The sequence below is a fragment of the Priestia sp. P5_B4 genome (assembly GCF_056400385.1).
On sequence record NZ_JBFULJ010001392.1, the window covers coordinates 1 to 664 of the forward strand.

The 664-nt window shown below is 28.8% G+C and carries 1 pseudogene; it reads left to right on the forward strand.

From position 1 onward, the window contains the following. Window positions 1–231: pseudogene (locus tag AC1DRF_RS31190) on the forward strand (fatty acid desaturase); the annotation flags it as partial. Between the last annotated feature and the right edge of the window lie 433 nt (window positions 232–664).

Below are 664 nucleotides of genomic sequence, written 5' to 3' on the forward strand. Positions count from 1 at the left end.
TTGGCTCCAAGAGTTCCAAACTATAATTTAGAAAAGGCGCATGAGTCTACGCCACCATTACAGAAAGCAACAACAATTACACTAAGCACAAGCTTGAAGTCCCTTCGTTTTCGACTTTTAGATCAACAAAATAAAAGTTTTGTAAGCTTCAAAGAAATTAAGCATCTACTAGACAATAAAAAATCTTGTATGAATTTGAATAACAAAAGGCCAAATCTAGATAAAAATTGAATATTCACACGATAAAACTATTCATTTCCTAATAAAAAATACCTGGAAGAGTTGAACTATAATCCGAATAAGGGTCACTACATAAAAAGTATCCCTTATTCGCTATTTGTCTACATTGTGTATAAATCTTAAAACCTTTTATTTAATACACTTTCACTTAAACTATCCTCTTGACGACAGTTAACAACCCATTCGTGAAAATGTATCTTTTCTAACCCTTAAAACTAAATTTATAAGTACTTAAAAAACATCKGATTAGAAAAAACTGATGTTTTTTTAGCACTTTAAACTAAGAAAATGATACTAATTTAACTTTTCCTAATGAATCTTGTTTCTTAATTTCACAAGTACCATTGTTATATAACCACAAAGCAGTATAATTTTTTCTTTAAATATGACATTACAATCAACCTTCACTAATTATCCTTAACCC